Annotated in this window: 8 protein-coding genes; 7 read left to right on the forward strand and 1 reads right to left on the reverse strand. The window is 38.8% G+C overall.

The window, feature by feature from the left end; translation table 11 throughout:
* Positions 1–18: 18 nt before the first annotated feature.
* From AC3LHT_RS03325 to AC3LHT_RS03350, 6 genes are read left to right on the forward strand one after another with little or no spacing between them, the layout of a single operon-like run.
* Positions 19–717 carry an ABC transporter ATP-binding protein gene (locus AC3LHT_RS03325; RefSeq protein WP_488661978.1) on the forward strand — a complete coding sequence of 233 codons (699 nt, stop codon included), beginning with the start codon at positions 19–21 and terminating at the stop codon, positions 715–717.
* Positions 714–3,731 carry an ABC transporter permease gene (locus AC3LHT_RS03330; protein ID WP_488661979.1) on the forward strand — a complete coding sequence of 1,006 codons (3,018 nt, stop codon included), beginning with the start codon at positions 714–716 and terminating at the stop codon, positions 3,729–3,731. Before AC3LHT_RS03325 ends, AC3LHT_RS03330 begins: the two co-directional genes overlap by 4 nt.
* A 56-nt stretch (positions 3,732–3,787) precedes the next feature.
* The gene (locus AC3LHT_RS03335; protein ID WP_488661980.1) at positions 3,788–4,909 is read left to right on the forward strand and encodes a PP2C family protein-serine/threonine phosphatase; all 1,122 of its coding nucleotides are present in this window, start codon (positions 3,788–3,790) and stop codon (positions 4,907–4,909) included.
* Between the two features lie 11 nt (positions 4,910–4,920).
* A complete protein-coding gene (locus AC3LHT_RS03340) occupies positions 4,921–5,268 on the forward strand; it encodes an STAS domain-containing protein (protein WP_290665956.1) in 348 nt (115 codons plus the stop codon).
* Between the two features lie 4 nt (positions 5,269–5,272).
* On the forward strand, positions 5,273–5,587 hold the full coding sequence (locus AC3LHT_RS03345) for an STAS domain-containing protein (RefSeq protein WP_290665958.1): 315 nt from the start codon (positions 5,273–5,275) through the stop codon (positions 5,585–5,587).
* A gap of 1 nt (position 5,588) precedes the next feature.
* Positions 5,589–5,975: an ATP-binding protein gene (locus AC3LHT_RS03350; RefSeq protein WP_290644774.1), complete on the forward strand. Its 387-nt coding sequence runs from the start codon at positions 5,589–5,591 to the stop codon at positions 5,973–5,975.
* 1 nt (position 5,976) lies between these two features.
* Here AC3LHT_RS03350 and AC3LHT_RS03355 read toward each other — a convergent pair whose 3' ends face one another.
* Positions 5,977–8,772 carry a response regulator gene (locus AC3LHT_RS03355; protein ID WP_488661981.1) on the reverse strand — a complete coding sequence of 932 codons (2,796 nt, stop codon included), beginning with the start codon at positions 8,770–8,772 and terminating at the stop codon, positions 5,977–5,979.
* A gap of 164 nt (positions 8,773–8,936) precedes the next feature.
* Between AC3LHT_RS03355 and AC3LHT_RS03360 the strand changes: the two genes are divergently transcribed.
* On the forward strand, positions 8,937–9,317 hold a 381-nt coding region (locus tag AC3LHT_RS03360), incomplete at its 3' end, for a DegV family protein (RefSeq protein ID WP_488661982.1).

Raw genomic sequence — 9,317 nt, forward strand, 5'->3', positions numbered from 1 at the left:
GATTGAGAGGTAGATAGTATGGCGATTGTGGTGGCTAAAAAACTGTGCAAGATTTACAATTCGGGGGAAGTTAAGGTAGATGCGTTGAAGAATGTGGATCTGGAGATTGAAGAGGGAGAAATACTTGCGATTATCGGTCCTTCAGGATGCGGCAAGAGTACATTGTTAAACTGCCTTTCAGGGATAGATGATCCTTCTTCAGGGGAAATAATCGTTGATAACAGGTTGTTGAATACTATGGACGATAATCTAAAAACGCGCTTCAGGGCAGCTAACATGGGGTTTGTTTTTCAGTTCTATAATCTCATACCTGTTTTAACAACAGTAGAAAACATTGAACTTCCTTTACTCACGCTCGGCTATAATTTGAAAGATGCAAGAAAGTGTGCTCTGGACATGCTGAAAAAACTGGGTATCCATGAGCGTGCAGATTATTTGCCTTCACAATTAAGCGGTGGCGAAAGGCAGCGTGTGGCTATTGGACGTGCTCTTGTTCACCGACCAAAAATAGTCTGGGCCGATGAACCGACTGGCGCACTTGACACTGAATCAAGCAAAGACCTTATGAATCTAATAGTAGAGCTGAACAAGAAGTACAACCAGACCTTTGTAATAGTAACTCACGATGAAAGAATAGCTTCTTATGCCGATAGAGTAGCGCACATGGACAGCGGGAAAATCGTTTCTCTTGAAACATTGGAGGCACAGAAAAAATGATAAACATCTTATCATATGTGGTTGCCGCGCTTATTTTATGGCTTGTATTCTCAATGCTGAAAAATCCAGTAATGCTAAAAATGAGTTTCAAAAACGCTTTCAGAAGGAAAGCGGAAACGCTGCTTGTAATACTTGGCTCTCTGATAGGTACGGCACTTATAGTAGGGTCCATGGCTATGAACGATTCCTTTCAAAAATTTCTCTATGCACGGGTCGAACATTCGCTTGGGGAAATTGATGAGGTTTTAAAGCCCGGTGACGGTAAGCCATATTTCGATGCTGAAAAGCTCAAAGAACAACTCGCCTGGTTAGAAGACTCAACTTTAATTGATGGTGTTTTACCGGCAATTACCAAGAACATTACCATCGGGATTCCTGGAGAAACAAGGAAACTAACCCCTGGAAAAACGATGGACACTTTCCTTATCGGGATAAATCCGGCTGAAGTCAATAGCTTTGGCAGCAAAGGCGGAAGCACAGATGTATTTGAAGCCCTTGGAGAAAAAAGTGATGGCTACATCACAGCAATAATAAACAAAAAAGTTGCAGATTCTCTTGGCGTTGGCAAAGGAGACCTACTTGAGATTCTTCCTGACGCAAGTTACAGGTTGCTGAGCTGGATAAAGCTTCCTGTTGTAAAAATAACCGATGTTGTAGATCAAGCAGCTGACTTTGTAAATTACACTGGAACAGAAATGAATCCGATGAGGGGAACTATTTTATTAAGCGCAAACGATGCCAGGAAAGCCCTGGGAATAAATATACCAGATGCCTTTAGTGATATTTTTATTTCAAATAAAGGGGATTATCTCAAAGGTGAAGCTCTTACACCCAAAGTTGTGGCCTTTGTTAAAACCCATGGGGATGGCTTCTTTGATATAGAAACTGTTAAGAGCGAAGTCGTTTCCGATGCCTCCCAGGGAAATATTGGACTTATTTTCCTTGCACTTAGCCTTTTTGCCATTGTGGCAGGTATTTTCTTGCTGATCAATATATACATTATGCTTTCCGAAGAAAGAAAAGTAGAATTAGGCACATTGAGAGCAATTGGTTTCAAGAGAAATGAAGTGTCAAAAGTTATCACTTTTGAAGGCTTTTTTTACTCTCTTTTTGCAGCTATCGCGGGCATACCTACGGGATTATTTATAACTAAATTCATACTTTCCAAATTTGTAAATCTGGTAAACAACATATCCGTGCTCATCTCCTCAGCTGGTTCAAGATTAAATACAAGCGCATTTGAAGCTACCTTTGATCTGTATGTTAAACCCTCAACATTGATTTACGGTTTTTTGTTGGGTATGATGATTCCCATCTTGGTTTCACTTTACGCTGGTAGAAAAATTTCCAGAATGAATATTGTCAGAGCAGTTAGAAACATACCCGAAGAACTGGGGATTGAGACAAAAAGTTTTAAATTATTGTCTATTCTATCGGTGATTATCTCGGCTTTGATTGCCTTTGGGGGATTTAGATCGGAGAATGCTTCCTTTTTTGTTTTGGGAGTTGTCCTTGTGCTTTTTACTCTTCCTCTTGCAATACCGATAAAGAAAAAGCGATTGGTTGTATCTTTTTTTAGCATAGCCGCGCTTGGATTCATTTTTTGGAGCAATTCAGTAGATTTTGTCAATAAAGCTGGTTCCGATTCCATTACACTTATCGCCATTAAGGGATTTTCTATCCTACTATCTGTAATGCTTCTTGGAACTTACAACCTTAAAATTTTTGAGTGGATACTGTTAAAGCTTTTCAAAAGAAGCAAGAAGCACACTCCAACTCTGAAAATTTCAATTTCTTTCCCTGCGAGAAATAAACTCACAACTGCCATGACAATCGCTATGTATGCCATGGTAGTGTATATAATCACTGTTATTTCTATTATCCCTTATACCCAGGAAAAAAATCTCGCTGAAAGCAGAAACCTTTTCCTTTATGGCTATGATGTTTACGCATCTTCATTATCCGGGGAAACAACTATGTCTGCTACTGAATTTTCTACCCTCGAGGGAGTTCAAGCAGCTACGACCATACTCGTGGGAAGGGCGAAAGTTATTACACCTGTTGGGGAATCTAAAAAGGTGAATGTTTATCTTATAGATGAAAAATTCCCCGAGGGGAGTTCTTTTGCATTGAAAAACCTCAAAACCACTGGCTCATTAAAAGGCGCAAGATCTGATATTTCAGTTTTATGGAATTATCTCGTTTCTCACCCTGAAGCCATAGCAATTTCGGAAAGTGTTCTCAAAGCCAATCCTGGGGATAATGTCACGATCACCGAATTTTCTTCCGAACAAGCTTTCTCAGGCCCTCAACAACCAAGAAGGGAAACCAGGAGTGTGTGGATTCCTCTTGAAAGTCCAATGAAGCTTTCTGTTGTTGGCGTTATTCCAGAGGATACCCTTTCTATGTTCAACGGGATCTTTATTTACTCCAAAAGTTTGCCCGAAGAAATCTGGGCAAAATTAAGCAGTAAAATGTTATTCATAAGTCTCAATGGAAATAGCTACGAAGAAAAGAAGACGAATTATGAAAAGGTGAGTTCGTTAGTCGGAATGTCAGGTATGTTTTCCATTTTTATAGATGATATCCTAAAGATTATCAACAGTTCTATCAAAGGGATCGTTGAGATTTTCAGGTCTTTTTTGTACTTTGGCATGTTCGTGGGTATTGCAGGTACCGCCATTACAATGTTCAAAGCATTTTACAGGCGTAAAAGGATCATAGGGATTCTCAAGTCCATAGGCTTCACCCGGAATATGATCTTTTCTTCATTCTGGATTGAGGCTAGTTTTTCAGTGATAATCGGGCTTTTGCTGGGCTTTTTAACGGGGATTTTGACAACTTACGAAATGTTTTCATCTCCAGCACTAGAAGGGTTGAATTTCTATATACCATGGTCCCAGCTGATGATTATGGGATTCAGTTTTTATGTAATCTCGCTCTTATCTACCTTTGTTCCAAGTTATCTCGCTTCAAAGCTGCCACCGGCTGAAGCGATACGATACTTTGAATAGTACAGTGAAAATGAAGCACGAATTCCTTTCATGATAAAATCGGCTCAGGGGGTAACATGGGTAAAATACTCGTTGTCGACGACGATAGAACGATAAGAATGTTGCTAAAGTTAATACTTAACAAGGTAGGACATGATGTTCTGGAAGCTTTTGATGCAAAAACAGGCTTAAGTGTGGCAGAACTCGAATCTCCAGATTTAATTCTTCTTGATCTCATGCTTCCAGATATGAATGGTTTGGAATTGCTTGACACCATAAAGAAAAACAAACAGTTGGAAAAGATACCAATCATTGTTCTCACGGGATCTACGGACCAGGAAAACAAGCTCATCGCTCTTAGAAATGGCGCTGTTGACTTTATTACAAAGCCTTTCCTGCATGAAGAAGTGCTTTTAAGGGTGAAAACCCAGCTGAAGCTTCACAATTTGATCAACTCTCTTGAAAACGCCGTATCAATTTTGGAAAAGGACCTGGTGGCTGCTTCCCGAATCCAAAAATCACTGATTCCTTCTTCTCCTCCTGAAGGTTATTTTGAAAGCATACATTGGATTTATGAACCTTCCCACAAAGTTGGAGGGGATATTTTCGATATCATCGCTATTGATGAGAAGACAGTGTTGTTATACCTTGCTGATATTGCAGGACACGGTGTAAATGCCGCCATGTTATCCGTTATTGTTCACAGGTTTATCGAGGATTATTGTGATAACCATCCGAATTTTGAATTAGGCAAATTCATGTTAGAACTTGATAAAAATTTCAGATTCAACGATTTTAAGCTGTTTTTTACAGTAACGGCTGCTCTCTTTCACAATGACAGCAAAACAGTAGAAATAACAAATGCTGGTCACCCCGCACCAATACTTATCGCAGAAGACATCTTTGAATTGAAAGAATCCGCTGAAAGTATTATAGGTATAGATATGCTTAAGGGCAGCACTAAAAGCTATAACATTTCTTCGGGAGCAAGATTTTTTCTGTATACTGACGGAGTTACCGAAGCAACTGATGGCGATGGTCAGCTTTTCGGCTCAAGAAGACTCATGGAAAGCCTTTACAAATATAGAAACCTTGAATTGAAAAACCAGTTGGAAAGCGTTTTCTATCAATTGAAGGCTTTCAACGGCTCCAAAGAATTTGAAGATGACATATCAATCATTGGTATACAATTTCAATAGGGGGGATTCCATTGTTTAAAGTTGAGAAGGTCAATGGCACGTGCTCAGTGATCAAATTGAAGGAACCCACGAGAATTACAGGCGAAATCTCCATCGAATTCAGAGAATGGTTATTAAAACAAAAGCTCGAGCAATCTAAAGCAGTAATCTTCGATGCGGATAATCTGATTTTTATCGACAGCATGGGGATAGCCTCATTCATCGCATTATACAAGAAATTATCTCAAAGCAGGATCCCTATAGTACTGTGCGGGTTATCGCCAGACTTAAAGAACCTGTTTATGATGCTTAAGTTGAATACACTGTTTGATATTGATTGTGACTCGGTTTCAATGGCATTAGAAAGATTTGGGAGATGATCCCATGGTAAAGGAAATTGTGGTTCAGGAAAAAAGAATAACCGCGTTCACAAATGAAAAATTTTTCGATGATCTGTTTGGCTTTGTCGATAGTGACGACATACTCGCTCTTAACCTGAAAAACGTTGATATTATTGACTCATCAGGCATCGCAAGGATTCTTTCCTTGAGTAAAAAACTCGAAAACATGGGTTCTGAACTCATCATTGTTTCTCCTTCACCTTATGTGAGGAAAGTGCTTTTGCTTCTTGGCATAAACAAAGTGATAAAAATCGTTGAGGATATTTCTGAATTATTAGTGGATCCTCGTGAGGAATGAAATGTTTTTACAAGTAAAAGCGAACCTGAAAGAGGTTGACAATGCTTCATCAAAAATATACGAGAAATTAGTACCAATTGTGGGCAACGAAAAGGCCTTTATAGTCGAGTTGGTCATTATCGAAACGTGCACAAATATCGTGAAACATGGTTGCACAATGGAAAACAACCGTATTGACATTAAAGTAGATATAAAACAGCGGGATATCGAAATAACCATATCTGATTCTGGAAAACCCTTTAACCCTCTAAAAAGGAAACTGCCGGATCTTTCGAGAATAGAGGAATTCAAAGATGGTGGTATGGGAATATATTTGATAAGGTCCCTGGCAAAGAAGGTTTCATACAAATATGTCGAAGGAAAGAACCAGCTGGAAATGCTTCTGTAAGCTATCCCCAAATTTTTCGTTTCAATTTTATTAGAGCTTTCAATTGCGAGTGTAGTTCATCAATTCGTTGCTCCTTTGCAGATTTTTCTATGCTCAACCCGAGTTTTGATACTTCTTCAACCGAGTACATCGAGCCAGAACCTTTTAAACTATGCCCTTCTATGGCCAGTGATTCAAAATCCTCTTCTTTTATTTTCTTCTGAATAAATTCTATCCTTTCTTCGATGAACTTGCCGTATTCTTCAAACATTGTAAGGGCTTCTTCCATGGAAAGCCCCATTTTTTTGGCAAAAACTTCAACCCTGCTATTGAAGGCACTTGAAGCGTCTTCTATATCAGGGTTTTCTTCATTGCCGATTTCTTCGTTTTTTTTCAGATCCAGGAACTTCCTCACCGCATCAAGGAGGTCTTTCCGCTTGACAGGCTTACCCAAATAGCCATCACATCCAGCTATTAAAGCTTTTTCTTCATCACCACGCAAGGTATGAGCAGTGAGGGCAATTATCGGGGTTTCAATACCCTTTTTTCTCAATTTCCTTGTCGCTGTATAACCATCCATTATTGGCATTTGCATATCCATGAAAACCATATCGAATTTTTCCTTGCTCATGATTTCAACTGCAATTTTCCCGTTTTCGACAACTTTGACTTCATGTCCCATCTTTTCCAGCATTTTTTTGAATAACAATCTATTTGCCTCGTTGTCTTCCACAATTAGAATTTTCGCCTTTTTAGGTACAAATTTTTCTGCTTTCTGAATCGTGCTGTAAATTTTATTTATAAGACGATCTTCGGAGATTGGCTTTGCAACCGTAAATTCGCCAAAAATCTGATCAATGTCCCTTCTCTCTGAAAGGATCAAAAACGGGATTTTCAGCTTTTCCAGAAACCCTTTAAGCTCTCCAACGTAAGAATCACCATCTAAAAGCACAAAAGAAAACTCTTGATTATTCAACAAAAGCTTTGCGAGATCCAGGTCATCCGTATATCTATATTTCATACCATGTCTGGAAAATGTAGATCCAAGGTTCTCCAGGAGTTCAGTATCCTGCGTTATCAAAAGCAACATTAAGGAACTGGATTTATCACTCTCTGTCGGTATGTTACTAACGACAGAAGGGATTTCTTTTTTAAGCCTTATGGTGATTTCTGTCCCTTTACCAGGGGAACTTTTTATGAAAAGTTCCCCTTCAAGCAGTTCAACGAGACGTTTTGTAATTGTAAGGCCCAGACCAGTTCCACCATATTTTCTTGACATCGTTCCATCCAGTTGTGTAAATGGCTCAAATATCCTTTTAAAATCTTTCTCTGATATGCCTATCCCGGTATCTTTCACAATGTAGTCGATGGTTGTTTCGCCATTAATGGCCCTTATGGTAACATATCCAGTTTCTGTAAACTTTATCGCATTTGAAATGAGATTTGTGAGAATCTGCCGAATTCTCAACTCATCGCCAAGAAGATATTCAGGAATGGCTTCATCGATGTTATAAGCCAGATGTAATTCTTTAGAAGACGCCAGAGGAATGTATGTTTCAACGAGGTTTTTGAGTAATTCCCGTGGACTATAAGGAACCTTAAAGGTTTCTAATTTGCCGGATTCTATCTTTGAAAGGTCAAGTACATCATTTATGAGATTGAGGAGATGTTCACCGCTTTTATAAATTGTAGAAAGATATTTTCTCTTCTCAGGATTGTCTTCTTCAGCCATGAGAAGTTCTGTAAAGCCAAGCACGGCATTCATAGGGGTGCGCATTTCATGAGACATATTTGCAAGGAATTCGGATTTCATCTTATTGGCTTGCTGCGCTATTATTGATGCCTCTTTCAGCTGTTCATTAGAGAGTTTAAGCTTCTCAAGGGTATCCTTGATAAATTCCATAGTCTTGTTGAGCTCTTGAGCTATAAGCTGTAATTCGTCACGAGACTTTATTTTCACCTTTTCGAATTTTCCCTGTTTTATTGATTCGAATCCTTCGATGATATTTTTCAATGCCCTGGATATATATGAATTCAATGTCGCAGAAAAGGTAAAAGAAAAAAGCAATACAAACATTGTTACAGCAAGCATCAGATAAGCAAAGCGCTTTTGGAAAATACTGAGCAGTTTTTCCGATTGAAGAATGTAGACGTTAGCTCCGACTAATTCAACACGATCAACCAGATATTTGCTTCCAAATAGCAATTGGTCCAACCAACTACGCACTGCAACGTAGTTGACAGGTCTTTCAGAACTGTCGTCATATAAGTTTTTTACCATAGTTGGATATATTTCTAATTCCTTAAAATCCTCTGGAACTATGTAAAGACCATCCTTATAAAGGAAAACAAGAGTATCTTTCCCTAGAGAACTAGAAAGAGCATCTATCAATGATTTATCGACTTTGCTGGCAAGAAGGAATTTTCTCCCGCTGTAATCGACCTGATAAAAATAAAGCAACTCGCCATGGAAAGCATAGAATGTATTTCCAAATTCACTCAGTAGATTTTCATAACTTTCCGAAAGGTTAACTTCGTCTTTGAAAACTGCTATGTTATCGGGTTTGTATTCAACCAGTAGTTTGACCTCGGGAAGTAAACGACCATTCTCAAGAAAGAACTTGAGATTATCACGTAATGATTTCTTGTACTCAATGAACCAGCTATACACATCCTGCTTTTTCGCTTCGAGATAGCTCGTGTATTCTTCTTTAGAAGCCCTTACAAATGAAAGAAAGGTAAAGACACCTATGAAAATTAAAACCAAAACCACAAAAAGAAAAAACTGTAAAGAAACTTTTCGGCTGAGCCTTCCCATAGACACCCTCCTCGTTTGATTTTACCATTTATGCAAATTGCATCAGACAAAATCCCATGAATCAATTATTCGTTGTTCAGGATGTTAACTCCATACTTTCTAAGCAAAAGCTGAATATTTGATATACTACTATCAAGATGGAAATTTAAATTGGAGGTATTACGATGAGGACAAAGATAATGCTTGACAGCACCGCCGATATTCCTCGAGACTGGATAGAGAAACTCGATATAACAACCATTCCTCTGCACTTGACCTGGCCCAACGGAACACAAGAAGATGATGATTCCAGAGACCTTTCAGTCATAAAGGATTTTTGGAGACGGCTTGAAATTAGCGAAAAACTTCCTACTACTTCCCAGCCATCCCCAGGAGAAATACGCTCTCTTTATGAAAAGGCATTTGAGGATGGATATGAAGAAATTCTCGTACTTTGCATTTCCACAGGCATTTCGGGTACCTATAACACGGCAAAAATGGTCGCTGAAGAATTTGACAAGCCCATTTATGTAGTCGATACAAAAAAAGCAAGTGCCATCAATTCA

The organism is Kosmotoga sp., from assembly GCF_982836095.1.